The sequence below is a fragment of the Mesorhizobium sp. LSJC269B00 genome (assembly GCF_000502815.1).
Classification (GTDB): Bacteria; Pseudomonadota; Alphaproteobacteria; order Rhizobiales; family Rhizobiaceae; genus Mesorhizobium.
This window is the reverse complement of record NZ_AYVN01000013.1, coordinates 66,620-92,038: the sequence shown is the minus strand read 5'-3', so window position 1 is coordinate 92,038 and position 25,419 is coordinate 66,620. Positions and strand designations below refer to the sequence as shown.

Below are 25,419 nucleotides of genomic sequence, written 5' to 3'. Positions count from 1 at the left end.
GTTTCGGGCCGCCTCCTTTCAAGTCTCTGCATTGCGCCGGCGAGGCCGGGCTTAATGCGCGGCAATGGCGCCGAAGATGATGCCGGACAGGACGCTGACCAGCACATAGTCGTTGCCGACGCGGATCCATTCCTGGCCGCGGCCGGGGCGATGCAGGCCATAGCGGCCATAATCGCGGATCGGCTGGTGCCGCTTCCAGCTGGAATATTTCCGGCCATTGCGCCAATGGCTGCGCTTGACGACCACCGTCTTCTTCACGACGCGCTTCCTGACATCGACATGCTTGCCGGGCCTCTGCCAGTCGACCTGCGTGTAATTCGACTGCGGTGCGACCGGTGCGTTCACCGGTGCGGCCTGGCTGGTAAGCGAAGTGGCGGCCAGCATCGAGAAAGCGAGGGCGGAAAGAACAATACGTTTCATAGCGGGGCTCCTTGGTTGTCGATGCCTAGGGAATAGCCCCCGAAGGATGAACCGAAACTGAACACTAGCATTACATTTACGTAATGAAATCCGGCGCTTATCCTGGATATTTGAACATCATCGCAAAGGCGATTGCCGGGAGTCCGGCAAACCGGGACGATCCGCTGCCATCACCAGGGATCCGCCATGCAACCATTTGCGCATCCGTCCATTTTCCGACACGCCCTGTCGCGCCGCGACGGCTCTTGAAATCGACAAGATTTTATTACCCGGCTAAAATATTCCGGATATTGTTTCCGGATATTGTTCAAGACTGTCATGACCATGATTCGCAGCCCCGTTTTCCTCCCTGCACTGCGCGCCCTCCGCGTCGCGGTAGCTGTCTGCGTGCGGGTTTCGAAATGAGCGGCTCCGTCGTCCTGCTGCATCTGGCGGGCTCGGTGGCGCTGATGCTGTTTGCCACCCGCATGGTCAAGACAGGCGTCGAGCGCGCCTATGGCGACGTGCTGCGTCACCGGCTGCGCTCCACCATGCGCAATCCGATCATGGCGGTGCTGGCTGGCTGCGGCCTGTCGATCGCACTGCAGAGCTCGACCGCCGTCACGCTTCTCGTCGGCTCCTTCGCCGGCGCCGGCATCGTCTCGGGCATGTCGGGCCAATTGGCGGTGCGCGGCGCCGAGATCGGCTCGGCGCTGGTGGTCAAGCTCTTGACCTTCGATCTGACGCTGCTGGTGCCGATCTGCCTCGTCGCCGGCACGGTCATGTTCATGGCCACCGAGCGGCGCGACTGGCGCCAGTTCGGCCGCATCCTGGTCGGCATCGGCCTTCTGGTACTGTCGCTGGAGATGATCGGCCAAGCCTCGGAGCCGCTGCGCCAGAGCACGCTGATGCCGCTCATCATCGAATATTTCTCCAGCGACTACGTCACCGCCTATCTGCTCGCCGCGCTCGTCACCTGGCTGTTCCACTCCTCGATCGCCGCCGTGCTTTTGATGGTCACGCTGGCCGGCCGCGGCTTCATCCCGCCCGAACTCGGCATCGTGCTGGTGCTCGGCGTCAATCTCGGCTCGTCGATCATCGCGCCGCTGCTCACCCGAAGTGCCGAACCTGGCGTGCGCGTCGTGCCGATCGGCAATCTGTTGATGCGCGGCATGGGCTCGCTGGTGATGCTGATCCTGTTCATGACGCTGAAGCCGCCGGTCGCCTTCCTCGGCGCCACCGTGCCCGACCAGATCGTCAACGCCCACATCCTGTTCAATGTGCTGATCCTGCTGGCCGGCCTGCCGCTTGCCAGCTTGATCTATCGTGCCTCTGAGAAGATCGTCGCAATGGGCACCAAGCCAGCGCCGGCTACAGAGCTCGATGTGGTCGAACTCTCCGCCCTCAACGACGGCGCGCTCGACGTTCCGAGCCAGGCGCTGGCCAACGCCACCCGCGAGGTGGTGCGCGTCTGCGAGACGGTCGAGATCATGCTCAAGCGCATCATCGAGCTGTATGAAAGCGCCGACGGCGACAAGATCAAGGCGCTGGCCGCCATTGACGACCGCGTCGACAGGAAGCACGCGGCGATCAAGCTCTATCTGGCCAAATTGACCAGGAACTCGCTCACAGAGGGCGAGGCGCTGCGCTGCCAGGAGCTGATAGGCGCCTGCGTCAAGCTCGAGCAGGTCGGCGACATCATCGTGCGCAACATGCTGGTGCATGTGAAGAAGAAGTTCGAGCGCGGGCTGGAGTTCACGCCCGAGGGCTGGAGCGAGCTGCTCGCCTTTCACATCTCGGTGCTGGCCAATGCCAGGCTTGCCTTCAACGTGCTGGTGTCGCGCGATCCTGAGACCGCCCGCCAGCTGGTGTTGGAAAAGGACCGGCTGCGCGACCGCGAAAAGGAAACCAGCGCCAGCCATTTCGTGCGCCTGCGCGACGGCACCGCCAAGAGCGTCGAGACAAGTTCCATCCACCTCGACACCATCCGCGACCTGAAGCAGATCAACTCGCTGCTGGCGTCAATGGCCTACCCGGTGCTGGAAGAGCGCGGCCTGCTCGGCGGCTCCAGGTTGAAGGCGAGCTGATCAAGAAAACCTAAACCCGCCGCAAAAATTTCTGCATTGCCGGCAAGCGCCATCCATGATTTGAGGCCAACTCATTCAAGGATCGCTCCCGCGCCATGCTTCCGCTCATTGCCCTGTTCATCGCCGCCTTCGCTTTCGGCACCACCGAATTCGTCATTGCCGGCGTGCTGCCGCAAGTGGCCGACGGCCTTGGCGTTTCGATCCCGACCTCCGGCTATCTCGTCTCAGGCTATGCCGGCGGCATCGCGATTGGCGGGCCATTGCTGGCGCTCGCCACCAAGGGCATTTCCCGCAAGACGCTGCTGCTTTGCCTGACCGTCGCCTTCACCATCGGCCAGGCCGCTTGCGCGCTGGCGCCCGATTTTACCTCGATGCTGCTCTTGCGCATTGCGGTCGCCGTCGCACACGGCGCCTATTTCGGCGTCGCCATGGTGGTGGCGGTCGGCCTCGTGCCCGAGGACAAGCGCGGCATGGCCGTGGCTGTGATCCTCTCCGGCCTCACAGTATCCAATGTCATCGGCGTGCCGGCCGGCACCGCAATCGGCAATCTCTGGGGCTGGCGCGCCACCTTCTGGGTGATGTGCGCGCTGGGCGTGGTGGCGTTTGCCGCCATGGCCGCCCTCCTGCCGCGCAAAACGGGCGCATCGAGTCCATCCACCAGCCTTGGCAGCGAGGTTCGCGTGCTGGCGCGCCAGCAAGTCTGGACCTCGCTGATCCTGATGCTGATGTTGATGATCGGCCAGTTCGGCCTGTTCACCTACATCACCCCGACACTGCTTGAGGTGACCCATCTCGACGAGGGCCTGATCCCCTGGGTGCTGCTGCTCAACGGCGTCGGCGCCACCGTCGGCGTCTTTCTCGGCGGCAAGCTTTCCGACTGGAAGCTGATGCCGTCGCTGATCACAATGCTTGCGCTGCAGGCGGTGATGTTGGGCGTGATCTATGCCGTCAGCCCCTACCCCGTGCCGATGGTCATCGCCATCGTTATCTGGGGTGGCCTCAACTTCGCCATAGGCACGCCGATCCAGACCCGCATCCTGGCCTGGACGGCGGACGCCTCCAACCTCGCCTCCTCGCTCATCCCCTCCGGCTTCAATGTCGGCATCGCGCTCGCCGCGTCGCTGGGCGCTGCCATGCTCAATGCCGGCTACGGCTATCGCAGCCTGCCGGTTGTGGGCGCTGCCGCCATGCTGGTGGCGGTGGTGGTGGCACTTGCCTCCTACATGTGGGAGGGGCGCAGCCGGGCAGCGCCGCCGCTGCAGGCAGCGGCCGAATAGCGTCGACCTACAAATCGATCCGGAACAACAAACTCTCGGCGCCGCCATACGCGGCGTCCTTGATGAACGGACCGACCACACGGCCGCCATTGGCCAGCACCACCTTCTGCGAGGCCGGATTGTCGAGGTCGGTGGTGAGCTCGACATATGGCAAACCAACAGCCCTCGCCTCGTCCAGCATCAGCCGCAGCGCCTCGGTCGCATAGCCTCGTCCGCGCTTCCACGGCACCACGGCATAGCCGATATGGCCGAGCACATGCGACGGCAGTGCGGCCGTACCGGGCTGCCAGCGAAAGCCGATCGAGCCGGCGGCCTCGCCGTCCCAGATCCAGCGCCGGAAGCCCGGCAGCCGCGGCACGGTCGTGCCGTCCGGCAAGGTAATCGGGCCTCCTTTGGCCTCGGGATCGTCGAGGCTGGCAAGGAACGCCGCGGGATCCTCGTCGATCGCCGCAAGTTGCTCGCGCGTCGCTTCCATCAGCCGGACATTGTCCGGCGACCAGCCACGCTCGAGCGCCGCCTTGTAGGAGGGCAGATGTTCGAGCGTGGGTTTGACGATTTCGATTATGGTGGGGCTCTCCGGCAGGTCAAGGCTTGGCTCGCTTAAGCCGGTGCGGACCGTTTCTTGCCCAGAGGTGATGTCCCGCCCCCTGCTCTCCTTCGCCATTGAAGTGGTGTCGGCTCCTACTGCAGCAGGCCTTTGACGATGCCGCTGGCCTTGCCGAAATCCATCTGGCCGGCATATTTCTGCTTCAGCACAGCGATCACCTTGCCCATGTCCTTCTGGCTGGTCGCACCGGTAGCAGTGATCGCTTCGCGCGATGCTGCAGTCACCGCCGCCTCGTCCAACTGCGTCGGCAGGAAGCCGCGGATGATCTCCATCTCGCCACGCTCCTGCGCCGCCAGTTCCGGGCGCTTGCCGTCCTCGAACGCCTTGGCCGATTCCTCGCGCTGCTTCACCATTTTGGCCAGGATCTGCAAGATCTCCTCGTCGCTGGCGGGGTCCTTGGCCGAGCCGCGATTGGCGATGTCGCGGTCGTGAATGGCGGCCTGGATGAGCCGCAGCGTCGGCAGCCGGTGCTTGTCCTGCGCCTTCATCGCGCTCTTCAGGGATTCGGCGATTTTTGCGCGCATGATGCTTTCTCCTTCGAACGGCGCGGACAATAACCGCGGCCCATCCGCAAAGCAAACGCGCCAAAGCCCTGATATCGTTCGACGAAACAAATGCTCGCCGTTTTTGGCACGGGCATCATTGACCGCTCTGGCGCCTTCCCCTATGTACTCGGCCTTGCACAAGACAAAGAATTGATGCGCGCAGGCTCGAGAGATCGGCCGCGCCGTTTGCTGCGCAGATGGCCCGCCATCGAAGCGCGCAGCGTGACAGGAGCGTCGCCATGGCCGAGATGACCCCCGAACTGACCCCGCCTTGGGCAACCGAAAAGCCGACCGCCGTCCTGGTGCTGGCCGACGGCACCGTCATCGAGGGTCGCGGCCTCGGCGCCACCGGTTCCGCCGTTGCCGAAGTCTGCTTCAACACCGCGCTCACCGGCTACCAGGAAATTCTCACCGACCCGTCCTATGCCGGCCAGATCGTCACCTTCACTTTCCCGCATATCGGCAACATCGGCACCAATGACGAGGACATCGAGGACCTCAACCCGGTCGCCCGCGCCGGCGCCGTCGGTGCGGTGTTCAAGGCCGATGTCACCAACCCGTCCAACTACCGCGCCGGAGCCGGCCTCGACCAGTGGCTGAAGAAGCGCGGCATCGTCGCGCTGTCGGGCATCGACACCCGCGCGCTCACCGCGCTGATCCGCGAAAAGGGCATGCCCAACGCCGTCATTGCGCACGCGCCCGACGGCATCTTCGACATCGACGATTTGAAGCGGCGCGCCGCCGCCTGGTCGGGCCTGATCGGGCTTGACCTCGCCAAGGAAGTCACCTCGGGCCAGTCCTCGGTCTGGCGTGAAACGCCCTGGGTGTGGAACGAAGGCTTTGGCGAACAGGCCGAGCCGTCGATGCACGTCGTCGCCATCGACTACGGCGTCAAGCGTAACATCCTTCGCCTGCTTTCCGGCCTCGGCGCCAAGGTCACCGTGGTTCCGGCCGGCACCGGCTCGGAAGAGATCCTTGCCATGCAGCCCGACGGCATCTTCCTCTCCAACGGGCCCGGCGACCCGGAAGCCACCGGCGACTACGCCGTGCCGGTCATCCAGGATCTGCTCAAGACCGATATTCCGGTGTTCGGCATCTGCCTCGGCCACCAGATGCTGGCCCTGGCGCTGGGCGGCAAGACCGCCAAGATGCACCAGGGCCATCACGGCGCCAACCACCCGGTCAAGGATCATACCACCGGCAAGGTCGAGATCGTCTCGATGAACCACGGCTTTGCCGTCGATGCCGACTCCTTGCCCGAGGGCGTCGAGGAAACCCATGTCTCGCTGTTCGATGGCTCGAACTGCGGCATCGCGCTGACCGGACGTCCGGTGTTCTCGGTCCAGCACCACCCCGAGGCCTCGCCCGGCCCGCAGGACTCGCACTATCTGTTCCGCCGTTTCGTCAATCTGATCCGCGAAAAGCGCGGCGAGGAACTGCTGGCCGAACGGGTTTGATTTTACAGGTCTTCGCCTAGCCGTTGCCCAGATCGTGATGCTCCGAATAGCCGGAGTTACAAACGCGGCGCGATTGCCCTTGTCTTGGGTCAATGGAATAAACCGGTCAACCGGTCTGTTTGTGACGGCGCGAAGCGACGAAGGCTTCGAGAGCGCCGACGGCATCCCCTGAGCCCAAGCCCCCCTCATCGCTTCGCTTGCGCGCCGCATTAACGGACGAAGCACACACCTATGGCGGGTTCGAAGTTCGCGCCTGGGTGACCTTATGCCACCGGCCGGCCTTCGCTGGCCTCCAGTATGGCGAACCATTGCTGGCGGTCGAGGTCGATCTCCAGCGCCTTGACCATGGCGGCCAGCCGCTCGGGCTTCATCGTGCCGAGCACCGGCGCCAGCCGCGCCGGATGACGCAGCAGCCAGGCGATGGCGACGGCGGCGAGATCGCCGGCGCCGATCTCGGCAGCCACCGCCGCGATTGCCGCCCTGACCCGCGCCTCGCGCCCTTCCTTGCCGGTGAACAGCAAGCCGCCGCCGAGCGGCGACCAGATCATCGGCGCATAGCCGAGGCGTTGCGCGTGATCGAGGCTGCCATCCATCAGCGCATTGGTCTTCAGCACCGACATCTCGATCTGGTTGGTGGCCAAGGCAAACGGCAGCCGCGAGGCCAGAAGGTCGAACTGCGACGGCGTGAAATTNCATCTCGATCTGGTTGGTGGCCAAGGCAAACGGCAGCCGCGAGGCCAGAAGGTCGAACTGCGACGGCGTGAAATTGGAGACCCCGACCGCTCTCACCTTGCCCGACTTGACCAGCCCGGCAAGGGCCGCCGCCGTCTCGTCGGCATCCATCAGCGGATCCGGCCGGTGCAGCAGCAACAGGTCGAGATAGTCGGTGCCGAGATTGGCGAGCGAACGGTCGACCGAGGCGGCAATGTGGGCCGCACTGGTGTCGTAATGCTTCAGCCGGTTCTGAGGCCGGTTGGCCGATGCCAGAATGATGTCGCATTTCGAGATCAGCTCGATGCTGTCGCGCTTGCCCTTCCAGCGCGACAAGCCGGCGCCAAAGGCAGCTTCCACCTGGTAATGCCCGTAAATATCGGCATGGTCGAAGCTGGTCAGGCCGAGATCGACCGCAGTGCCGATCAGCCGCGCGATCTGATCGGCGTCCGGGCGCGCGCGCTGTCGAGCAGGCGCCAGGCGCCGAACACCAGCCGCGACAGCGACACTCCGTCCTTGGTCAGCTCTATGCGGCTGTCATGGCTCATATCTGGGCTCCATCTTCCGCAGCGCCGGTGGCAACGCTTTTCACCGCCGTCGGCCTCGCAACTTTCGTCACAAAGACAATGACCGCAAGCGTCAGGAAGCACGCGCCAACCAGATAGGGGGCGCCGCCGAACACTACGGGCGCATTCGGTCCGGTGAACCAGGAAAAGATCGCGGTGTAGAGCAGCGGCGTGATGATCGAGGTGATCGAGAAGATCGACGTCATCGCACCCTGCAATTCGCCTTGCGCCGATGGCGGCACCTTGGCGGCGGCAAGGCTTCTCAGCGGCGGATCGGCCAGTGCTTCGAGGCAGCCGACGACGATCACCGCATAGATCATCCAGCCTTGCGAGGCGAAGGCGTAGCCGAAGGCGCTGGCCGCAGTAAATGTCAGGCCGATCACCGCCGTCCTCCATTCGCCAAGTTTGGGGATCACGCGCGGCAGCACCGTCGCCATGACGATCGCCCCACACAGGCCGAAGGCGCCGAGCGAGAAGCCGATCTGCTGCTCGCTCCAACCATAACGATAATTGGACACGAACGACCACACCGCAGGATACATCATGTGGCCGAGCGTCATCAGGAAGAAGGCGAGCCCGATCCAGCCGATGCCCTGATATTGGCGCATCTGCAGCAGCGTGCCGACCGGGTTGGCGCGTTTCCACTCGAAGCGGCGGCGGTGCTTTTCATCGAGCGTTTCAGGCAGGAAGAACATGGCGATGAGGAAGTTCACGAAGGCAAGCCCGGCGGCAAAGTAAAACGGCACTCGCGGCCCGAACGTGCCGAGCAGCCCGCCCAGCACCGGCCCAATGACGAAGCCGACGCCGAAGGCGATGCCGAGCAGACCGAAATTCTTCGCCCGGTTGTCGTCGTTCGAGATGTCGGCAATGAAGGCCGACGTCGTCGAATAGCTGGCGCCCGAAACGCCGGCCAGCACGCGGCCGATGAACAGCATCGGATAGGACCAGGCGATGGCGCAGATCAGATTGTCGATCGAGAATGTAAGCACCGAGGCAAGCAGGATCGGCCGCCGCCCGAAGCGGTCGCTCAATCCACCCATGATTGGCGCGAAGAAGAACTGCATCGCCGCATAGACGAAGAACAGCCAGCCGCCTTCGATCGCCGCTTCGCTGATGCCGACGCCGGAAAGCTCCCTGAGAAAGGCCGGCAACACCGGCATGATCATGCCGAAGCCGATAATGTCGAGCAGCAGCGTGGTGAAGACGAGCGCAAGGCCCCGCCTGGCGGTTTTGGGGTCGATCATGATGGCGTCTGCTCCCTGGGACCGCCCTTGGGCGGGCGCCCGTTATAGGCGAGGCGCCACTTTGGAACAATAGGAGAACGCCTCAGGCGTTCTCCTCCTGACATCTGTTGCCGGTGGTGAATCGGCCCGCCGACGGATGCGCTTTGAACCGCGGTCGGCTGGAACTTGCGAGCGCCTCAAACCGGACCGGTCAGCGTGTTGCAATCCGACAGCTTGCCGCTCTTGTAGCCGCGCGCCAGCCAGGTCTGCCTTTGCTGCGACGTCCCGTGGTTGAAGCTTTCCGGAACGACATAGCCCTGCATCTTCTTCTGCAGCGTATCGTCGCCGATCTGCTTGGCGGCGTTGAGCGCCTCTTCGATGTCGCCCTGTTCCAGAATGCCCTTCTGCGCGGTGAAATGCGCCCAAACGCCGGCGAAGCAGTCGGCCTGCAGCTCGATGCGCACCGACATCTGGTTGGCTTCCGCCTCACCCATCGACTGCCGCATCTGGTTGAACTTGGGCAGGATGCCGGTGAGGTTCTGCACATGGTGACCGACTTCATGGGCGATCACATATGCCTGGGCGAAATCCCCCGAGGCGCCGAACTGCTGGTCGAGCTGCTGGAAGAAGGTGGTGTCGAGGTAGACCTTGTGGTCGCCGGGACAATAGAACGGTCCGGCTGCCGTCGAGGCGGAGCCGCAGGCCGAGCGGATCTGGCCGCTGAACAGCACAAGCTTCGGGTCCTCGTATTTCAGGCCCTGCGACTGGAAGATGCCGGTCCAGGTCTCTTCGGTCTCGGCCAGCACGGTCGCCACGAACTGCTTCATCTCGTCGGAAGCAGGCGTGCCGGCGCCGTCGTCCTGGCCGCCGCTGTTGTCGGTAATCTGGCCACCGCCACCCGGCAGCACGCCGCCGCCGTCGCCGCTGCCCAGGATCTGCGACGGGTCGAAGCCGAAATACCATCCGGCCAGCACCACGAGGACGACCAGCAATATGCTGCCGCCGCCGCCGGTGCGGCCGCCGATCGGGATGCGGAACTGGCCAGGGCTGCCGCCGCCGAAACCACCACCGCCGCCGCTGTCGCTGCGCTCGTCCTCGACATTGTCACTCTGACGGCGGCCCTTCCAGAGCATGGCAACTCCCCGTATGCAAATTTCGGCTGGCGTGGCCGATGTCGTGGCCCAGTCCGACCCAACAGACAATTATCGCAATGGTTGCGCCAAGTCACAGTATTTTTCGTGGCAGCGGCATCGTGTTCGCACTCTGGTCGAGGCGGCATGCGCGCTGTAGCATCCGGTTCGAACGGGGGTGTCGGGGACTTGCGGACGATCGGTCGATTTCTGCTGCTGGCGGTGGTGCTATGCCTCGGCCCGTCGCCGGCGCGCGCCGTGACGCTCGATTCCAGCGTCGCCGTAACCGATCCCGAGACATTGCAGGCGCTTGAGCGTGGCGGCCTCTCGATCAGCCGCCTGCTCGGCCCGGCGCTGGGTCTCACGCGCGAGGTCGACAATCGGGGCCTGTTTTCGGTGCGCGCGCTGACCCCTGTGCGCAACGCCGTCAAGCAGGAGATCGCCGACGAGCCTGCCAATAGCCCCGATCCTTACGTCGCGGCCATGGTCAAGTCGAAGGACACCAGCCAGAAATTCAACCCGAAATACATCGACGATGACGGCTCGACGCTCGACCTGACCGGCGTCGTCAACCGCATGGACCGCGGCTATCTCGGCCACACCGAATGCGGCGAGATCAGGCTGATCTACCGCTTCCACTATTCGGTGGCGGAGAAGCCCACGAAGGGAAAGACAGCGCAACGCATCTCGTCGCGGCTGCCGCTGACCATGGGTCTGGTCTTCAACGCCAGGCCCGGCGAGGCTCGCCCCCGCGCTTCGAGAGACCGTCCAAGCGCCACCGCCGTTTCCTGTGCCGAAATCGCCAAGCGCTGGCTCGCCGCCGGCCAGAAGAACCTTGCGCCCGAGCAACTGGCAGCCTGGCTGCGCTCCGACGAAGGGCCGCTCTCCAACGCCATGCTGAATTCGTCGCAGATCATGCGGCTTGAGCTGAACATGCAGGTTCTCCGGCTGTCGGCCTCGAGCCGCCGCGACTTCGGTGGCCACGCCGAATATCTCCTCAAGATTTTCAAATGGGACCCAACGACGTCCACCTTCCAGGAATCGAAGATGGAGAACCAGATCGACCGGAAAGTGGTTCTGGCCGACCGGCCGGCCTTCGCCAAATGGCTGCTCACCGACCGCAACCTCTACGACCTCGATCGCGGCCGGCTGGTCATCGACGACAAGTTCCTGGCGACCAGCGCCGTCTCGGTCGCACCCGGCGGCATGGCCAGGTCGCAAAACAATATCGCCTATGGGCTGCTCGACGATGCCGACATCGACAAGGCACTGCAGGACTATGTCGCCAAGGGCAACGAGCTGCGCAGCGTGAAATCGGTGGCCGGCTTCAATCTGCGTCTCAACGAAATGACCTGCACCGGCTGCCACCAGACGCACGGCATTGCCGGCTTCCATTACACCGGCGCCGATCCGGCCAGCGAGCCGCGCCGCAACGCCGTCTTCGTCCCCGGCTCGGCGGTGTTCTTCGCCGACCTGCCTCGCCGCCGCGCCATCGTCGAGGACTTCGCCGCCGGCGGCCATCCGGATTTCTCACGCGGCTTCGCCGCCCGTCCGGACGCCAAACTCGCCGAAGCGCTGAAAGGCACCGATCTCTACAATGGCTGGGGCTCGATCTGCTACAGCGGCAAGGATGCCAGCTTCAAGGACTGGAGCTGCGGCGAAAGCCTGCGCTGCGCCGGCGTCCATGAAAGCGACATCCATCCGGGCTTCGGCACCTGCGTCAGCGAGGCGGCCACCGCAGTCGGCGACCCCGTCGAGTTCGGCGAGATTAAGATGTCGAGCTGGGGCAGCGACAAATATTGCCGCCTGTCGCCGGCCACCGCAAAAGCCTGCGCCATCGATCCGGCGCGCGACAAGAAACCGGTAATCAAGCTCGCCGGCTATGGCGCGGCGCGCCAACGCTACGACAACCCCGAGCAGAAGACCGGTGGCTTTCCCGGGGGCATGCTGCGCAAGGCAAGCTGCGACAAGCTTCCCGACGAGGCGACTTGCGGCCGCCTCGCCAAGACCGGTTTCAACGACTGCATCGCGTCGGGCAAGGACCACAAATTCTGCACCAAGGAATTCACCAAGACCGCCGGCCTGCGCGCCTGCGACAAGGCGCATCCCTGCCGCGAGGACTATATCTGCACCGCCGGCTACGACGATCTGGCCGCAGCCAAGCCTGGCAAGGGCTCCTGCATTCCGCCCTATTTCATATTCCAGTTCCGCGTCGACGGCCATCCGCGCAGTTGGGTGCAGGACACCGAGGAATGAGCGGCAGGTTGCCGCTTGCGAACAGAACTCAGATCTTCTGCTTGGTGCCGGCGCTTTTGCCGTCCGAGCTTTTGGAGCGTTCCTCGAAACGCGCGGCGCCCTTTTTCAGCGCATGGCCGGTTTCGACCTCGGTCTTGCGTTCGTCCTTTGCCGCTGCCTGCCTCAAACCCTCGGCCGCCTGCTTGCCCTTCGCGGTCGGTGCCTGTTCGACGCCCATGTTTTCCTCCTTGGCGCGCGACAATCACGCGCAACGTCAGGAGCAACGAGCCTGACGTGCGGAGGTTCCAGTGGTGCGGCCCCGGCACCCCTCAGCGCGGCGCGATCATCGCCTTGCGAAAGGCTTCCAGCGTCTCGGCGCTGACATGATGCTCGATGCCCTCGGCATCGATGCGCGCCGTCTCGGCGCTGACACCGAGCGAACGCAAAAACGCTTCTACCGTCTGGTGGCGGATGCGGCTCTCTTCCGCCACCTTGCGCCCGGCGTCGGTCAGGAACACACCGCGATAGGGTTTTCTGGAAACGAGCCCGTCGGCGCACAGCCTGGTCAGCATCTTGGCCACCGTCGGCTGGGCGACACCGAGCCGCGCAGCAATATCGACCTGACGCGCCTCATTGCCGTCCTCGATCAGGTCGGCGATCAGCTCGACATAATCCTCGACCAGCGCGCCGCGGCGCGCTTCGCGCTGCTGCCGGAACCCTTTCGAATGAATCTCGGCGTCAGGCAGCGGCTCCTCGCGTCCAACCGGTCTGTGCTTCAGCGCCAACACGCGCTCCTTCCTATCTTTTGGCAAGAATCGGCTTTGGGCAAAGCAATCGCCCTTTGCCATTCATAGCACGGGCTTAACTGTTCCAGCCGTTTATTTCCATTCCATGGTAGGCGCAACCGGCGTTTGCGATCCCCGGCCGGCCTGCCGGTCGGCGCAACAGGAAGCACATACAATGAAATATAGCCTATTGCATAATGTTGAGCCCTGGCATAGATAGGATGACGTCAACCGATCCACCCAGTGGAAAGCCCTCCATGTCCGAAGCTGACGCTACCTTGGGATCATCCTGGCGATTTGACAGGCCGGAGGACAATCCTCCCAGCCTGCGCGAGGTGAACTCCACGATCGCGGTGCCGCAGTCCGGCGTCTGGTTCCGTCGCCTGTTCGCCTTCATGGGACCGGGCTACATGGTCTCGGTCGGCTATATGGATCCGGGCAACTGGGCCACCGACCTCGCCGGCGGCGCCCAGTTCGGCTACACGCTATTGTTCATCATCATGCTGTCCAACCTGATGGCGATCCTGCTGCAGGCGCTTGCCGCCCGGCTTGGCATCGCCACCGGCCGCGACCTCGCCCAGGCCTGCCGCGCCTATTATCCGCGTCCCGTCAGTTTCGTGCTGTGGATCGCCTGCGAACTCGCCATCATCGCCTGCGACCTCGCCGAGGTGATCGGCACGGCGATCGCGCTGCAGCTTCTGTTCGGCATTCCGCTGATCGGCGGCGCGTTGCTGACGGCGCTCGACGCCTTCATCGTGCTGCTCTTGATGAACAAGGGTTTCCGCTATCTCGAAGCCTTCGTCATCGCGCTTTTGATCATCATCTTCGGCTGTTTCGCCATCCAGATCTTTGCCGCTGCCCCTCCGGTCGGCTCGATCCTGCATTCGATGTTCGTGCCGTCGACGGAGATCGTCACCAATCCGGCGATGCTCTACATCGCCATCGGCATCATCGGCGCCACGGTGATGCCGCACAATCTCTACCTGCACTCCTCGATCGTACAGACACGCGCCTATGAACGGACCGAAAAAGGCAAGCGCGACGCCATTAAATGGGCGACGACGGACTCGACCATCGCGCTCGTCCTGGCGCTGTTCGTCAACGCCTCGATCCTGATCGTCTCGGCGGTGGCCTTCCATGGCACCGGCCATCAGGATGTCGCCGAGATCGGCCAAGCCTTCGAGCTCTTGTCGCCACTGCTCGGCCTCGGCATCGCCTCCATCCTGTTTGCGGTGGCGCTGCTGGCCTCCGGCCTCAACTCGACGGTTACGGCAACGCTTGCCGGCCAGATCGTCATGGAAGGCTTTTTGCGCCTGCGCATTCCGCAATGGGCGCGCCGGCTGCTGACGCGCGGCATCGCCATCGTCCCGGTGGTGGTCGTCACCGCGCTCTATGGCGAAAAGGGCACCGGCCAGTTGCTGGTCTTCAGCCAGGTGGTACTGTCGATGCAGCTGCCCTTCGCAGTCATCCCGCTGGTGCAGTTCGTCTCCGACAAGAAGAAGATGGGCAACCTTGCCATTCCCCGCGGCGTGGCGGTCCTCGCCTGGGTCGTCGCGGCGGTCATCCTGGTGCTCAACTTCAAGCTGCTCTACGACACCGTCTTCGGCGTCGGCTGAGTTTCATTCCCGACCGCGACAAACCGGCCGCTTGCGCTATCTTGATCGCCATCATGACAAGTGTCGAAGACGCCAGGAAATTTTACGCGCAACTGATGGCGGCCAATGCCGGCTCGGCCGACCCGCGCCTCGAAGAGGCGTTTGCCACCGTGCCGCGCGAGGCCTTTCTCGGTCCCGGACCCTGGGCGGTCGTCGCCGGCAGGGCGCTCACCACCGGCAACGGCAAGATCATGACGCCGAGCGCCGATCCTGTTCACATCTATCAGGACGTGCTGGTGGCGCTCGATGCCGACAAGGGCATCAACAATGGCGAACCCTCCCTGCACGCCATGTGGATAGGCAGGATCGCTCCCAGACCGGACGAGGCCGTCACCCATATCGGCGCCGGCACCGGCTACTACACCGCCTTGCTGGCCCGGCTGGTTGCGCCCGGCCCGGTGACCGCCTTCGAAATGGAGGCCGATCTTGCTGCCAGAGCGACAAAGAATCTCGAGACCTACGGCAATGTAGGCGTCGTCCACGGCGATGCCGTCACCGGCGATCTGGCGCCGTCCGACATCATCTATGTCAATGCCGGTGTCGTCGCACCGCCGGCTCCTTGGCTTCGGGCGCTGAAAGCGGGCGGCCGCATGATCTTTCCCTGGCGTCCGTCCCAGGGCGTCGGCCTGGCCGTGATGGTAACCCGCAACGACAAGGGCTTTGCCTGCGACCCCTTCATGCGCTCGTGGTTCATCCCCTGCGTCGGCGCCTCGGCGGCCGGTTCGGCGGCCAAAATCCCCGACCTCCAGAAGGCGGCGCGCAGCCGTTCGATCTGGCTGACGTCAGACAGGGCGCCGGACCGGACCGCCACCGCCATCATCGGCGACGTCTGGTTTTCGTCGCAGGCGCTTGGCGGCGGGCGACGGCGGTAGGTACCCTTGTCGGCCGGCAGCGTTTTTTTGCCAACGCCTGTCGGGCGGCCGCCGGCCTGTCCGTCCTTAGATCGAAATCCGGCCCTGACGGCGCGGATCCTGGAAAAGGAAAATCCAATGCGAAAGATCATCGCTTCCACCTTCGTCAGCCTCGACGGCGTCATGCAGGCGCCAGGCGGCCCGGAAGAAGACCCGGTTGGCGGCTTCGAATTCGGCGGCTGGACGTTCCACTACTTCGACGAGGTGGCGGGGGTGGCCATGGAGGAATTGTTCTCCAAACCCTTCGCCCTGCTGCTCGGCCGCAGAACCTACGACATCTTCGCCGCTTACTGGCCGTATCAGAAAGATGCCATCGGAGATGCCTTCAACCCTGCGACCAAATATGTGGCGACGCATCGGCCGGATTCGCTCACCTGGGAAAATACGCAATGGCTTGGAGAAGATATCGTCGCGGCGTTGCGCCGCCTCAAGAAGGAAGATGGGCCTGACCTGCTCATCCAGGGTTCGAGCGAGCTGATCCAGACTTTGCTGGCCAACGGGCTGATCGACGAGATCCGGTTGATGATCTTCCCGCTGCTGCTGGGCAAGGGCAAGCGGCTGTTCGATGGTGGTGCGATGCCCGCCGCTTTCAAGCTGGTCAAGTCGCAGGCCACTACCACAGGCGTCATCATGGCGACCTACGAACGCGGGGGTGAGGTCAAGGTCGGGTCGTTCGCTACGCAGAAGCCGTCAAAGGCCGAGCTCGAGCGGCGTAAGAACTGGAAGTAACAGGGACAGGCTTGGCACCTTTCCTCTCCCCCGATCGACGGGGGGAGAGGAAATGCTGTCCGAACCGGATAGATAGGTAACAGAATGGACCGATAGCATGGGTGACAGTTTTCTTGTCCGCCGGAGGACCGGCGATGGTTTGGCGAGAGACTGGCATCATGGACGAGCGGCTACGGTTTGTTGTGGAGTGTCTTTCTGGGGATGAGACGATGGTTGCGCTTTGTGCGGCCTACGGGATCTCACGCAAGAACGGCTACAAATGGCTAGGACGCTATCGGACGTTTGGGCCTGAGGGTTTGCACGACCTGCCGCGAGCCCCGCTCAATCATGGCCGGGCGACAGCTCAGGATCTGGTTGAGCGGATTGTGGCGGCCAAGGAGCTGCATCCGCTTTGGGGTCCAAAGAAGATCGTGGCACGGCTCAGGCGCACGGCTCCCGAGTTCATGTGGCCTTCAGCCTCGACGGTCGGCGCGATCCTTGCGCGGCATGGGCTTGTCCGCGCCCGCAAGCGACCCCGCCTGCGGGCCTGCGGCAATGGACCCTGGCCACAGCCGCAAGAACCGAACGCGGTGTGGACTGGCGATCACAAGGGCTGGTTCCGGACCCGCGACGGCTGGCGTTGCGAACCCTTGACGGTGATGGATGCGTCGAGCCGCTATCTTCTGGCGCTCGAAGCGACGGGGTCGACGGCCGATAGCGAAGCCTGGCCGGTGTTTGAGCGGCTGTTTGAAGAGCATGGCCTGCCGGATCGCTTCAGAAGCGACAATGGCCCGCCCTTCGCATCGGCCGGCGTCACCGGGCTGACGCCGCTTGTCGTGCGCTTCATCAAGCTCGGCATCACCTTGGAGCGGATCGCACCCGGCAGGCCACAGCAGAACGGACGTCACGAGCGCTTCACCTGACCATGCTGCCGATGGCCGAGGCACCGGAAGCCGACCGAACGGCACAGGGCCAGGCCTTCGAGACCTTCCGCCACAGCTACAATGAGGAACGTCCCCATGAGGCGCTGGGCATGGATACGCCCGCCCAGCACTACCGGTCCTCACAGCGCGCCATGCCCAGGACACCACCCGAGCCCGTCTATCCGGCCGAGGCCTCGGTCCGCCGCGTGCGCCACAATGGCGAGATCCGATGGAATGGCGGCTTCATATATGTCTCGCAAGCGCTGGCGGGCGAACCGGTCGCTGCGTTGGAGACCGAAGACGGACAATGGACACTCTCATTCCATGCCCACCCGCTCGGCATCATCGACACACGGCACATGAAGCTTGTCCGCCGCAGCGCCGCGCCAACCAATCCGCTTGGCGCTGCGGCGGACGCATAGGGGGAGAGAAGTGTCACCTATGTATCCGGTTCAAAGTGTTACCCATCTATCGGCTGGACAATGCAAGTTCTGTCAAGCCGCCACAGCCCGCCGTGCCAACCCACCCCGGATATACCGCGCGAACTCCTGCGCTGCCGGCGCCGTGCCGTACTTCGGCAAATGCAGATTGATGGAAAAATTCGGCAGCGGCGGCAGCCCGGCATCGAAAGGCAGGATGTCGAGGTCGGCGGGAACGGTGGAGGCCAGCCAGGCGGTGACGGCAAGGTCGGAGCGCACCGTCGCGGTCGTGGCGTCGATGTTGCCGTTCTCGAACACGGTGCGCCATTCCAGCCCGTGCTCGTTCAGCGCCGACAGCACCACCGGGCGGAAGGCGCAGGTGTCGGCGACGATCGACACCGGCAGCGGCCGCTTGGCGCGGGCGACGCCGCCCTTGGCCCCCACCCAGACCAGCCGGTCAATGGCCAGGCACTCACCGGCGGACGGGCCGACCGGTTCCTCGATGACGGCAAGGTCGATGGTGCCGGCCGCAAGAGCCGCGGCAAGGTCCGGCGAAGCCGCACAGAGCAGCGAAATCTCAACCTGCGGATAGGTCTCGGCATAGGCCTTCAGCACCGGCGCCAGCAAGGTGCCGACAAGGTCATAGGGAACACCGAGCCGCACCTGGCCGGCGGCCTCGGTGCCCGCCATCTCGGCCCAGATCTCGTCATTGAGGCCAAGCAACCGTTTGCCCTTGCCGAACAGCCGCTCGCCGGGCCGCGTCAGCCGCAAGCCACGCCGGTCGCGCTCGAACAGGCTGCAGCCGAGCGCTTCTTCCAGCCGCTTGATCTGCTGGCTTACGGCGCCTTGCGTCAGATGCAGCGCGTTCGCCGCCGCCGTCATGCTGGCCTTGTCGGCGACAGTGACGAAGGTGCGGATCAGCGCTGTGTCGAGGTTGCGGATCATGGATGGCATTATATCTGCTAATGCCAACCATCGCAAACATTGCATTTACTGAAGTATGCGGAAGTCTACCATTGGGCTTTTGATGAAGGACGCCTCATGTTGCAGCCCATCTTTCCGCTCATCCTGTTTGCCTTCGTGGCCACCGTCACGCCCGGCATCGCCACCACCCTGTCGACTGCCTCAGGTGCACAGTTCGGTTTTCGCCGTTCCGTTCCCCTATTGGTCGGCAGCGCCGCCGGTCTCGCCACCGTGACCGCTGCTGCCGCCGCCGGGCTCGCCGGTCTGCTGCTGGCCATGCCTTCGCTGCAACTGGCGATGAAAATCATCGGCTCGCTCTATCTCATCTGGCTGGCAATCAAGATCGGCCGCGCCGGGCCGCCCAATCTCGATGTGGCGATGGCAAAACCCAACAGCTTCTTCGGCGGCGCCGGCATTCAATGGATGAACCCGAAGGGCTGGGCGATGGGACTGGGGGCGGCGGCCTCGTTCGCGGCCCTTGCCGACGGGCCGGGACAACTCGCGCTGCTGCTCGGCTCGACCTTCGGCCTCACTGCAGCCGTCTCGCTGTCGATCTGGTGCGTGGCGGGCATGGTGCTGGCACGGCTGCTCGAGACCGAATGGCAATGGCGCGCGCTCAACATCGTGCTGGCGCTGGTGCTGGCTGCATCGATCATACCGATGTGGCGGGGAGCGTAAACGCAGAGGTCGGCGCCAGTACCCCCACCCGGACCTGCGGTCCGACCTCCCCACAAAGGGGAGGTAGGGGAGCGCGCACTTTACCCTCCCCCTTGTGGGGAGGGCCGCGAACGAAGTGAGCGGGGTGGGGGTCCTGGTTCGCGAAGCGAACCAGCTCTCTCCTCAGACCGCGTAGCGGGCAGCAGGCTTGTCGGCGTGCAGGCTGCCGTAGAAGACTTGCCTTGCGCCGAGGAAGGCGTCGAGCTTGGTCGCATCGGCAAGTGCCGGCACGGTGACGGCTTCGCCCCTGGATAGGCCCACAAGCGCGGCATCGACCATATCGTCGGCGGACATGATGATCTCCTTCGGCAGATTGTCGATATCGCCACCGGCGAGCTCCCAGAAATCGGTGCGGGTCGCGCCCGGCAGCACCGCCTGGACCTTCACATTGGTGCCGGCGACTTCGCGGTGCAGGGCCTCGGTGAAGTTGACGACATAGGCCTTGGTGCCGCTGTAGATGCCGCCGAACGAGGTATCATAGGCGAGCACAGAGGCGATGTTGACGATGGCGCCGCGGTTGCGCGCAAGAAGCCCCGGCAGAACGGCGCGGGTCAGGCGGGTCAAGGCGATGACGTTGACCTTGATCATGCGCTCGGCCTCGTCGGCGTCGGCCGTTGCCACCACGGCCTGGCCACCAATGCCGGCATTGTTGACCAGCAGCGTGACGCTGTCGTCGGCTGCGATCGCCTGCTCGACGCGGCGCACATCATTGTCGTCGGCAAGATCGGCTGATATCACGCTGACCTTGCGCTTGTAAGCATATCGCAGCTTTTCAGCCAGTTCCTCCAGCCGGTCGGCGCGCCGCGCTACCAGCACCAGATCGTAGCCTTGCCCGGCCAGCCGGTCGGCATAGACCGCGCCGATGCCGGCCGATGCGCCGGTGACGACTGCGGTACCCTTGTTGTCCTGTCCACTCATTGTCCTGTTCCTTTTTTCTGCCCGGCGAGACAGGTCGATGAACCCTTGTCCCGCCCTGATCTCCAATTAGTGGCATATACCACTTTCCGGGAAGTAGGCATATACCACCATCTTGTCAACGGAGGCGGCAGAAACTATTTCTGCGACAGGCCGGCAGCGGTTTTGCCGGCAAGGAGTCGTGATGAGCAAGACCGCGCTGCCGGGATTCAGCCTTTGCAACAACGCCACGCTGCGGCGCGCCGCGCGCAAGCTCGGCCGCTTTTATGACGATGTAATCTCGCCTTCGGGTCTGAAGGGCACACAGTACGGCCTGCTCTACCAGATCCATGTCAGCAACGAGCCGGCGATGGGCACGATAGCCGAAGCGATGGTCATGGACCTGTCGGCGCTCGGCCATACGCTGAAGCCGCTGATCCGCGACGGCTATGTCGACACCTTCGCCGACAAGGACGACCGCCGCGTCAAGCGGGTGCGGCTGACGCCGCAAGGCCAGGCCAAGCTCGAGGAGACGACGAAATTGTGGACCATTGCCCAGCAGCGCTTCGAGGCGCTGGTCGGCCAGCAGCGAGCGGCAGATCTGCGCGCTATGCTGGATGAAGTCGCGGCGCTGGAGTACGACGTGCCGGCGGCCGCCCCTTCAAGCTGAAAGAGCGGCCGCCGGTCCTTTGCAAAGATCTATTCGGCCGGCATGGCGACCGGCCGGGCCGCCCAGCGGCCGGCCAGCACCACGCCAAGCCCGATCAGCGGGAAGATGGCGGCGACCAGGCCGAGATCGGCCGGCACGCCGTAGCGCAGCACGGCGCCGCCGACCACAGCACCCAGCGCCACGCCGAGATAGAGGGCCGAAGCGTTGAGCGACAGCACGATCGGGGCGGCGTCGGGCGCCAGCTTGATGATGCGGCTGGCCTGCGCCGGCGGAAATGCCCAGCCGACCATGCCCCACGGCACCATCATGGCCATCAATGCCGGCCCGGCGAGATGCTGCGGCAGGAAGGTCGGGATGACCGAGAGCATCACCAGCATGACGGCGCTCAGCGCCAGAGACCAGCCGACGGTGCGCGTCGCACCAAAACGGTCGGCCGCCTGGCCGCCGGCTATGTTGCCGATGACGGCGCCGACACCGAAGGCGAGCAGCATGCCGGGCAGCGCAATCGGGCTGAGGCCGCCGCTCTGGATGGCCAGCGGCGCGATATAGGAAAACACCGAGAAGGCGCCGATCAGGGCAAGAGCGGTGGTCAGCAGGATCGGCATGACGCCGGGGCGCAGCGCCGCAGCCAGCCGCCGCCTGAGCGGCAGCTTGGTACCGACAATGCCGCGCGGCAGCCGGTACCACAGGATGGCGCCGACCAGCGCGCCGAGCCCGGCAATGGCAAAGAAGGTCCCGCGCCAGCCGGCTATCGTGGCAACCAGCGCGCCGAGCGGTGCACCGAGCGCAACCGCCACCGTGGTTCCGCCGACGACGACGGCAATGGCCCGCGCCCGGTGGTGGTCATCGACCAGCGCCACCGCCGTGCCTTGAGCGGTAGCGGCAAACAGGCCTGACGACAGCGCCATGATGATGCGGGCAATGAGCAGCAGCTCGAAGGACGAGCTCAGCGCCGCCACCACATTGCCGATGACGAAGAACGCCAGCGTCCACAAGATGACGCGGCGCCGGTCCCGTTCGCCGGTCAGCGTTGCCAGGATCGGCGTGCCGATGGCGTAAGCCAGCGCGAAGGCGGTGATCAGCGTGCCGGCGAGCGGAATGGAAATGCGGGCGTCGGTGGCGATGTCAGGCAGCAGGCTGGAGATGACGAAGCCTTCGGTCGAGATCGTGAACGATCCGAGCGCAAGCCAAAAGAGGCGCTTGTCCATAGGGCGTGTCCTTAGTTCAAAAGTTATTGAACAATTGGACATAACAGGGCGTGATGTCAATGAAGCCAGACGAAAATAGCTGAAGCCTGCTGACAGCCCTGTGTCAGGACAGCCATTGGGCCAATCGCGAAGCGGACTGTGCATGCCCGCGAAACATGGACGCGTTGAAATCGCCACCGACTGTGCTTAGTTTCGGGCCATGACTTTGCCGCACCCCAATACAGACCAGATCAGCCTGCCGGTTGTGCTCGGCGTGCTTGGCGACCCGACCCGGCTCGCCATCGTGCGCTATCTCGCCAGCAAGGAAGGCGTGCCGCTGAACTGCAGCCGGTTCCTCGACCTCGGCTCCAAGACCAATCTCAGCTATCACCTGGCCAAACTGCGCGAGGCCGGCGTCACCCGCGCCGAAGTGGCCGGCACCAACCGGATGATCACGCTGCGCCGCGCCGACCTCGACGCCCGCTTCCCCGGCCTGCTCGACAGCGTGATTGCGGCGGCCGGAGATGATCCGGCACTGCCCATCGTCGGTGGCCACGACATCGAAATGCCGGGCTAACCGGTTCAGAGGTCAAGGTCCTAGCGCTGCCAAAAACCGATATGCGGGGCGAGGAGCTCCTCGTCCATCTCGGGGAAGGGTCCGTGGACCTCGACCGGCTTCTGCCCGGAGCCGAGGACTGTGCGCGACGAGAGGTTCATCGTCGGATTCTCGGCGTGGTTGCCGGTCAGCGCGAGAAGCTTGGTCTCCTCGAAGCCGTAGACCAGCCGGCCGATATTGGCCCAGTACAGCGTTCCCGTGCACATCGCACAGGGCTCGCCGGTTGTGACCAGCGTGCAGGACCAGAGGAAATCCGGCGGATAGGTGTCGGCGGCACGCCGGGAGAGCTCGGTTTCGGCGTGGCGCACGGTGTTGATGTTGCCTTGCCGCATCAGGATGCGATCGTCGGGGCCGACGAGCACGCAGCCGAAAGGATGGTGCCCGTGCGCGGCAGTCTCGCGCGCGACATCATTGGCGGCGCGGAGGTGGGCAACCATCTGGTCGCGAGTCATCGCCTGTCTTCCCCCGGATGAACTTCGGAACGGCGTGGACGCTAGCAGATGGAGTGCTTCCGCGATAGCCAGCTCCCGGCTGTCTCGAACGATCTCAAAGGCTTGATAATGAAGGCAGCGGCTTGATAGGAAGACGGCCGCAAGCCTCCAACGGGGCTGCACCAAGGGAGCCCTCGCATGCGCATTGCCGTTCTCGCCGACATCCATGGCAATGTGCTGGCGCTGGATGCCGTGCTCGCCGATCTAGCGCGGCGCGGCGGCGCCGATCTCACCGTCAACCTTGGCGACTGTGTCTCCGGCCCGCTCTGGCCGCGCGAGACGTTCGAGCGGCTCGAAGCGCTCGACCTGCCGACGGTGCGCGGCAACCATGACCGCCGGGTCGCGGTCGATCCGGCCGACGATACGATGTGGGCTTCAGACCGCTATGCGCAGGAACGGCTGACATCAGCGCAGCGCGAAGCCCTGCTCGCCCTGCCCTTCACGCTGGAGATTGTTCCCGGCGTGGTCGCTTTCCATGCGCGGCCCGACCATGACGAGAAATACCTGCTCGACGCGATCGTCGATGGCCAACTGGTGCGCGCGCCGCTTGCCGCTATTCAGCGGCGGTTGCAGGCGCTGGACCCGGCCTGCCGCATCGTGCTGTGCGGCCACAGCCACCGCGCGGAACTGGTCCGTATCCCCGGCGGCCCCTTGCTCTTCAATCCCGGCAGCGTCGGCGCCCCCGCCTATGAAGATGACACGCCCCCGGCGCATGTTTCGGAGCAAGGCAGCCCGCATGCGCGCTACGGCATCCTCACCTTGGATGGCGATGGTCCAGACCGTTTCGAGACCATCGCCGTCGACTACGACCACGAAGCGGCGGCGAGACAGGCCGCACAGGCGGGCCGACCGGAATGGGCGCATGCGCTGAGGACCGGCTTCATGCCCAAACCCTCTTGGCAAGGCTCCGCTTGACCGCATGGCTGCGCCCTGCTTCCGCCTCGCGGCACCAAACATCGGACGCATTTTCAGACTTACATGGCCGCGTATCGTCCCTTATAAAACCGCCTTGGCATACGGCAGGACTGCTGCCGCAAGGGTAATCGGCGCACGGCCAAATGATGAGGCGCACAATCCGAACCATTTTGCATCGACTGACTGGCGCTCCGCTCCTGCGGGCAGCCCGGTTGTTGGCGGGTCCGTTGGTGGTGGGCCCGTTGTTGGTGAGCTTGCCGGCCAATGCCGAGGACGCGCCTGCCGACATCGTTTCCATAGTGACCGAGCTCGGCCCAGGCGATCTCCTCAACATCCGCGCCACGCCGTCGCCTGTGGGCAGAACCCAGGCGCGTCTGCCGATCGGCTCGAGCGTCAGGAATTTCGGCTGCAACGAAGTGGACGGCCACCGCTGGTGCAAGGTCGAGGAGATTGACAATCCACTGGTCAAAGGCTGGGCGCCCGCGCGCTATCTTATCCCCGACAATCCGACCGTGGTCGAAGTTGACGCCGTGCCGCCCCAGGTGACCGCCAGCGCTGAAGCCGGCGGCCCGGCGCTCGCGCCCGACATGCCGACGCAGCCGGCCGATGTGGCCGCAGCGCCCCGGACGACTGCACCCGCCGCCTCTGCCGCTCCGGCTGCACCCACTCAGGCTCCACCCACCCCGGCTGCACCCGCGCCGGCTCCACTCGACCTGACGGAGCGCCTTGGCGGTACGGATCCAGGCGCGCCGAAGTCCGCCGCCGAGATCGGCAGGACCGCCATGCAGGATGCTTACGGCCTTGCCTTCGCAGCGAATGAAAGTCCGCCGACGGACGAAATCCCAGCCACAGAGGCTCCGGCAACGGAGGCCACAGGGACGCCGGAACTCGCCGCCGCCGCGTCTGCGGGAGCAGCGCCGGATACAGCGTCCGCGCCGGGGGTACTATCCCCGACGCCACGGCCAGACCAGGCCAAAGCTGCGACCGCTACGCAAACCGTTGCACGGCTGGAACCCCCGCCCGCCACCGCCGACATCCCCTGCGCGCGCTATGTCGGCCAGCCGATGACCCGCTGCGCCGTCAACATCGTCCACAAGGGCACTGACAAGGCAGACATCACCGTGACCTGGCCCGACGGCGGCACCCGCGTCATCTCCTTCTCTGCCGGGATGCCGGCCAACTCGGATTCGCCCAGCGAGTTCCGCTTCACAAGGGAAGGCGCCCTCAACATGATCCGCGTCGGGGTATCAGAGCGGTTTGAGATTACGGATCAGCTCGCGCTGGGGGATTAGGTGTCAGGCAGTAGGGAATGGGCAATAGGCGCCTTA

The 25,419-nt window shown here is 64.6% G+C and carries 27 protein-coding genes and 1 pseudogene; 14 read left to right on the top strand and 14 right to left on the bottom strand.

The window, feature by feature from the left end:
* Positions 1-51: 51 nt before the first annotated feature.
* Positions 52-420, bottom strand: a complete 369-nt coding sequence (locus X771_RS140995) for an RcnB family protein (RefSeq protein WP_023689754.1) — start codon at positions 418-420, stop codon at positions 52-54.
* A 401-nt stretch (positions 421-821) separates the two neighbouring features.
* On the opposite strand from X771_RS140995, the gene X771_RS141000 reads away from it, so the two are divergent.
* Positions 822-2,486, top strand: coding sequence for a Na/Pi cotransporter family protein (locus tag X771_RS141000; protein ID WP_023689753.1), 1,665 nt, complete (start codon positions 822-824; stop codon positions 2,484-2,486).
* A 95-nt stretch (positions 2,487-2,581) separates the two neighbouring features.
* Entirely contained in the window at positions 2,582-3,763 is a 1,182-nt protein-coding gene (locus X771_RS141005) for an MFS transporter (RefSeq protein ID WP_023689752.1), read from the top strand.
* Between the two features lie 7 nt (positions 3,764-3,770).
* Here the strand turns inward: X771_RS141005 and X771_RS141010 are convergent, their stop codons facing one another.
* Positions 3,771-4,328: a GNAT family N-acetyltransferase gene (locus tag X771_RS141010; RefSeq protein WP_023672441.1), complete on the bottom strand. Its 558-nt coding sequence runs from the start codon at positions 4,326-4,328 to the stop codon at positions 3,771-3,773.
* A gap of 116 nt (positions 4,329-4,444) precedes the next feature.
* Positions 4,445-4,894, bottom strand: a complete 450-nt coding sequence (locus X771_RS141015) for a GatB/YqeY domain-containing protein (RefSeq protein WP_031203078.1) — start codon at positions 4,892-4,894, stop codon at positions 4,445-4,447.
* A 260-nt stretch (positions 4,895-5,154) separates the two neighbouring features.
* On the opposite strand from X771_RS141015, the gene carA reads away from it, so the two are divergent.
* Entirely contained in the window at positions 5,155-6,372 is a 1,218-nt protein-coding gene (gene carA, locus X771_RS141020) for a glutamine-hydrolyzing carbamoyl-phosphate synthase small subunit (protein ID WP_081730888.1), read from the top strand.
* Between the two features lie 263 nt (positions 6,373-6,635).
* On the opposite strand, the gene X771_RS1000000169815 is transcribed toward carA, so the two are convergent.
* The 5 genes and pseudogenes from X771_RS1000000169815 to X771_RS141030 all read right to left on the bottom strand — a co-directional run bounded on the left by X771_RS1000000169815 (position 6,636) and on the right by X771_RS141030 (position 10,005).
* Positions 6,636-7,013 carry an aldo/keto reductase gene (locus X771_RS1000000169815; protein WP_280942194.1) on the bottom strand — a complete coding sequence of 126 codons (378 nt, stop codon included), beginning with the start codon at positions 7,011-7,013 and terminating at the stop codon, positions 6,636-6,638.
* Positions 7,014-7,200: 187 nt separating this feature from the next.
* Positions 7,201-7,485 (bottom strand): annotated as a pseudogene (locus tag X771_RS1000000169810) (aldo/keto reductase); the annotation flags it as partial.
* A 23-nt stretch (positions 7,486-7,508) separates the two neighbouring features.
* Positions 7,509-7,631 (bottom strand): hypothetical protein, encoded by a 123-nt coding sequence (locus tag X771_RS1000000169805; RefSeq protein WP_023689749.1) that lies wholly within the window; start codon positions 7,629-7,631, stop codon positions 7,509-7,511.
* Positions 7,628-8,893: a tetracycline resistance MFS efflux pump gene (locus X771_RS141025; protein WP_023689748.1), complete on the bottom strand. Its 1,266-nt coding sequence runs from the start codon at positions 8,891-8,893 to the stop codon at positions 7,628-7,630. The genes X771_RS1000000169805 and X771_RS141025 overlap by 4 nt, the downstream gene beginning before the upstream one ends.
* A 176-nt stretch (positions 8,894-9,069) precedes the next feature.
* Positions 9,070-10,005, bottom strand: a complete 936-nt coding sequence (locus tag X771_RS141030; protein WP_023672436.1) for a neutral zinc metallopeptidase — start codon at positions 10,003-10,005, stop codon at positions 9,070-9,072.
* 186 nt (positions 10,006-10,191) lie between these two features.
* Between X771_RS141030 and X771_RS141035 the strand changes: the two genes are divergently transcribed.
* Entirely contained in the window at positions 10,192-12,258 is a 2,067-nt protein-coding gene (locus tag X771_RS141035) for a hypothetical protein (protein WP_031203076.1), read from the top strand.
* Between the two features lie 28 nt (positions 12,259-12,286).
* Here the strand turns inward: X771_RS141035 and X771_RS141040 are convergent, their stop codons facing one another.
* Together X771_RS141040 and mntR are read right to left on the bottom strand one after the other, a co-directional pair.
* Entirely contained in the window at positions 12,287-12,475 is a 189-nt protein-coding gene (locus tag X771_RS141040) for a hypothetical protein (protein WP_023672434.1), read from the bottom strand.
* Between the two features lie 91 nt (positions 12,476-12,566).
* Positions 12,567-13,022 carry a manganese-binding transcriptional regulator MntR gene (gene mntR / locus X771_RS141045; protein WP_023672433.1) on the bottom strand — a complete coding sequence of 152 codons (456 nt, stop codon included), beginning with the start codon at positions 13,020-13,022 and terminating at the stop codon, positions 12,567-12,569.
* Positions 13,023-13,279: 257 nt separating this feature from the next.
* On the opposite strand from mntR, the gene X771_RS141050 reads away from it, so the two are divergent.
* The 5 genes from X771_RS141050 (at position 13,280) to X771_RS1000000169415 (ending at position 17,641) form a co-directional block, all read left to right on the top strand.
* Positions 13,280-14,638: an Nramp family divalent metal transporter gene (locus tag X771_RS141050; RefSeq protein ID WP_023672432.1), complete on the top strand. Its 1,359-nt coding sequence runs from the start codon at positions 13,280-13,282 to the stop codon at positions 14,636-14,638.
* A gap of 53 nt (positions 14,639-14,691) precedes the next feature.
* Positions 14,692-15,549: a protein-L-isoaspartate O-methyltransferase gene (locus X771_RS141055; RefSeq protein ID WP_023689747.1), complete on the top strand. Its 858-nt coding sequence runs from the start codon at positions 14,692-14,694 to the stop codon at positions 15,547-15,549.
* Positions 15,550-15,666: 117 nt separating this feature from the next.
* Positions 15,667-16,317 carry a dihydrofolate reductase family protein gene (locus X771_RS141060; RefSeq protein WP_023689746.1) on the top strand — a complete coding sequence of 217 codons (651 nt, stop codon included), beginning with the start codon at positions 15,667-15,669 and terminating at the stop codon, positions 16,315-16,317.
* A gap of 209 nt (positions 16,318-16,526) precedes the next feature.
* The gene (locus X771_RS1000000169420; protein ID WP_245262752.1) at positions 16,527-17,219 is read left to right on the top strand and encodes a helix-turn-helix domain-containing protein; all 693 of its coding nucleotides are present in this window, start codon (positions 16,527-16,529) and stop codon (positions 17,217-17,219) included.
* Between the two features lie 11 nt (positions 17,220-17,230).
* Complete coding sequence (locus X771_RS1000000169415; protein ID WP_245260183.1) at positions 17,231-17,641, top strand: integrase core domain-containing protein; 411 nt, start codon at positions 17,231-17,233, stop codon at positions 17,639-17,641.
* Positions 17,642-17,713: 72 nt separating this feature from the next.
* On the opposite strand, the gene X771_RS141065 is transcribed toward X771_RS1000000169415, so the two are convergent.
* Entirely contained in the window at positions 17,714-18,583 is an 870-nt protein-coding gene (locus tag X771_RS141065; protein WP_023689745.1) for a LysR family transcriptional regulator, read from the bottom strand.
* A 96-nt stretch (positions 18,584-18,679) separates the two neighbouring features.
* On the opposite strand from X771_RS141065, the gene X771_RS141070 reads away from it, so the two are divergent.
* On the top strand, positions 18,680-19,279 hold the full coding sequence (locus X771_RS141070; RefSeq protein ID WP_023689744.1) for a LysE family translocator: 600 nt from the start codon (positions 18,680-18,682) through the stop codon (positions 19,277-19,279).
* Positions 19,280-19,441: 162 nt separating this feature from the next.
* On the opposite strand, the gene X771_RS141075 is transcribed toward X771_RS141070, so the two are convergent.
* Complete coding sequence (locus tag X771_RS141075; protein WP_023689743.1) at positions 19,442-20,236, bottom strand: SDR family oxidoreductase; 795 nt, start codon at positions 20,234-20,236, stop codon at positions 19,442-19,444.
* A gap of 181 nt (positions 20,237-20,417) precedes the next feature.
* On the opposite strand from X771_RS141075, the gene X771_RS141080 reads away from it, so the two are divergent.
* Positions 20,418-20,882 (top strand): MarR family winged helix-turn-helix transcriptional regulator, encoded by a 465-nt coding sequence (locus X771_RS141080; RefSeq protein WP_023689742.1) that lies wholly within the window; start codon positions 20,418-20,420, stop codon positions 20,880-20,882.
* Positions 20,883-20,911: 29 nt separating this feature from the next.
* On the opposite strand, the gene X771_RS141085 is transcribed toward X771_RS141080, so the two are convergent.
* On the bottom strand, positions 20,912-22,090 hold the full coding sequence (locus X771_RS141085; RefSeq protein ID WP_023689741.1) for an MFS transporter: 1,179 nt from the start codon (positions 22,088-22,090) through the stop codon (positions 20,912-20,914).
* Between the two features lie 199 nt (positions 22,091-22,289).
* Between X771_RS141085 and X771_RS141090 the strand changes: the two genes are divergently transcribed.
* Positions 22,290-22,646, top strand: a complete 357-nt coding sequence (locus tag X771_RS141090) for a helix-turn-helix transcriptional regulator (RefSeq protein ID WP_023689740.1) — start codon at positions 22,290-22,292, stop codon at positions 22,644-22,646.
* A 20-nt stretch (positions 22,647-22,666) separates the two neighbouring features.
* Here the strand turns inward: X771_RS141090 and X771_RS141095 are convergent, their stop codons facing one another.
* Complete coding sequence (locus X771_RS141095) at positions 22,667-23,137, bottom strand: nucleoside deaminase (protein ID WP_023672423.1); 471 nt, start codon at positions 23,135-23,137, stop codon at positions 22,667-22,669.
* A 177-nt stretch (positions 23,138-23,314) separates the two neighbouring features.
* On the opposite strand from X771_RS141095, the gene X771_RS141100 reads away from it, so the two are divergent.
* Positions 23,315-24,091 carry a metallophosphoesterase family protein gene (locus tag X771_RS141100; RefSeq protein WP_023689739.1) on the top strand — a complete coding sequence of 259 codons (777 nt, stop codon included), beginning with the start codon at positions 23,315-23,317 and terminating at the stop codon, positions 24,089-24,091.
* A 248-nt stretch (positions 24,092-24,339) separates the two neighbouring features.
* The gene (locus X771_RS141105; RefSeq protein ID WP_348625477.1) at positions 24,340-25,383 is read left to right on the top strand and encodes an SH3 domain-containing protein; all 1,044 of its coding nucleotides are present in this window, start codon (positions 24,340-24,342) and stop codon (positions 25,381-25,383) included.
* Positions 25,384-25,419 lie beyond the last annotated feature (36 nt).

Coding starts and splice junctions, on each gene's coding strand:
- X771_RS140995 (WP_023689754.1), bottom strand. CDS start 420: ATGAAACGTATTGTTCTTTCCGCCCTCGCTTTCTCGATGCTGGCCGCC.
- X771_RS141000 (WP_023689753.1), top strand. CDS start 822: ATGAGCGGCTCCGTCGTCCTGCTGCATCTGGCGGGCTCGGTGGCGCTG.
- X771_RS141005 (WP_023689752.1), top strand. CDS start 2,582: ATGCTTCCGCTCATTGCCCTGTTCATCGCCGCCTTCGCTTTCGGCACC.
- X771_RS141015 (WP_031203078.1), bottom strand. CDS start 4,894: ATGCGCGCAAAAATCGCCGAATCCCTGAAGAGCGCGATGAAGGCGCAG.
- carA (WP_081730888.1), top strand. CDS start 5,155: ATGGCCGAGATGACCCCCGAACTGACCCCGCCTTGGGCAACCGAAAAG.
- X771_RS1000000169805 (WP_023689749.1), bottom strand. CDS start 7,631: ATGAGCCATGACAGCCGCATAGAGCTGACCAAGGACGGAGTGTCGCTG.
- X771_RS141025 (WP_023689748.1), bottom strand. CDS start 8,893: ATGATCGACCCCAAAACCGCCAGGCGGGGCCTTGCGCTCGTCTTCACC.
- X771_RS141030 (WP_023672436.1), bottom strand. CDS start 10,005: ATGCTCTGGAAGGGCCGCCGTCAGAGTGACAATGTCGAGGACGAGCGC.
- X771_RS141040 (WP_023672434.1), bottom strand. CDS start 12,475: ATGGGCGTCGAACAGGCACCGACCGCGAAGGGCAAGCAGGCGGCCGAG.
- X771_RS141050 (WP_023672432.1), top strand. CDS start 13,280: ATGTCCGAAGCTGACGCTACCTTGGGATCATCCTGGCGATTTGACAGG.
- X771_RS141055 (WP_023689747.1), top strand. CDS start 14,692: ATGACAAGTGTCGAAGACGCCAGGAAATTTTACGCGCAACTGATGGCG.
- X771_RS141060 (WP_023689746.1), top strand. CDS start 15,667: ATGCGAAAGATCATCGCTTCCACCTTCGTCAGCCTCGACGGCGTCATG.
- X771_RS1000000169420 (WP_245262752.1), top strand. CDS start 16,527: ATGGTTGCGCTTTGTGCGGCCTACGGGATCTCACGCAAGAACGGCTAC.
- X771_RS1000000169415 (WP_245260183.1), top strand. CDS start 17,231: ATGGCCGAGGCACCGGAAGCCGACCGAACGGCACAGGGCCAGGCCTTC.
- X771_RS141065 (WP_023689745.1), bottom strand. CDS start 18,583: ATGATCCGCAACCTCGACACAGCGCTGATCCGCACCTTCGTCACTGTC.
- X771_RS141070 (WP_023689744.1), top strand. CDS start 18,680: ATGTTGCAGCCCATCTTTCCGCTCATCCTGTTTGCCTTCGTGGCCACC.
- X771_RS141075 (WP_023689743.1), bottom strand. CDS start 20,236: ATGAGTGGACAGGACAACAAGGGTACCGCAGTCGTCACCGGCGCATCG.
- X771_RS141080 (WP_023689742.1), top strand. CDS start 20,418: ATGAGCAAGACCGCGCTGCCGGGATTCAGCCTTTGCAACAACGCCACG.
- X771_RS141085 (WP_023689741.1), bottom strand. CDS start 22,090: ATGGACAAGCGCCTCTTTTGGCTTGCGCTCGGATCGTTCACGATCTCG.
- X771_RS141090 (WP_023689740.1), top strand. CDS start 22,290: ATGACTTTGCCGCACCCCAATACAGACCAGATCAGCCTGCCGGTTGTG.
- X771_RS141095 (WP_023672423.1), bottom strand. CDS start 23,137: ATGACTCGCGACCAGATGGTTGCCCACCTCCGCGCCGCCAATGATGTC.
- X771_RS141100 (WP_023689739.1), top strand. CDS start 23,315: ATGCGCATTGCCGTTCTCGCCGACATCCATGGCAATGTGCTGGCGCTG.